Source organism: Mesorhizobium sp. M7A.F.Ca.MR.362.00.0.0, assembly GCF_004023175.1.
Taxonomy (GTDB): Bacteria; Pseudomonadota; Alphaproteobacteria; order Rhizobiales; family Rhizobiaceae; genus Mesorhizobium.
Window position 1 is genome coordinate 15,525 of sequence record NZ_RZTF01000121.1, and the last position, 321, is coordinate 15,845.

General features: G+C 63.6%; 1 protein-coding gene. It reads left to right on the forward strand.

Features of this window, described 5'->3' with window-relative positions:
- Positions 1-205 precede the first annotated feature (205 nt).
- Positions 206-321: VOC family protein (locus EOC06_RS16695; RefSeq protein ID WP_368773589.1), on the forward strand; the 116-nt coding region annotated here is incomplete at its 3' end.

A 321-nucleotide genomic window follows, 5' to 3' on the forward strand; every position in this document is an offset into this window, starting at 1 on the left:
GACCTCGACTTGGTGCAGGAAGCAGTGCGGCGCGCCGTGCGCGGCGCCGCCAACGAAGCCTGGGGCAAGAAGCCGCTGGTGACTGTATTCGTCACAAGATGACGAAAGGGAGTACGGGAGTAGGGGAGTAGGAAGAGCAAACAGCTGACATATCTGTCTTTTCCCCTACTCCCGTATTCCCCTACCCCCCTACTTGGGAGTGCCAATGCTCGGACGTCTCAACCATGTCGCGCTTGCCGTGCCGGATCTGGCGGCCGCCGTCGCCGCCTATCGCAACACGCTGGGTGCCGAAGTGACGGCGCCGCAGGCGCTGCCGGAGCA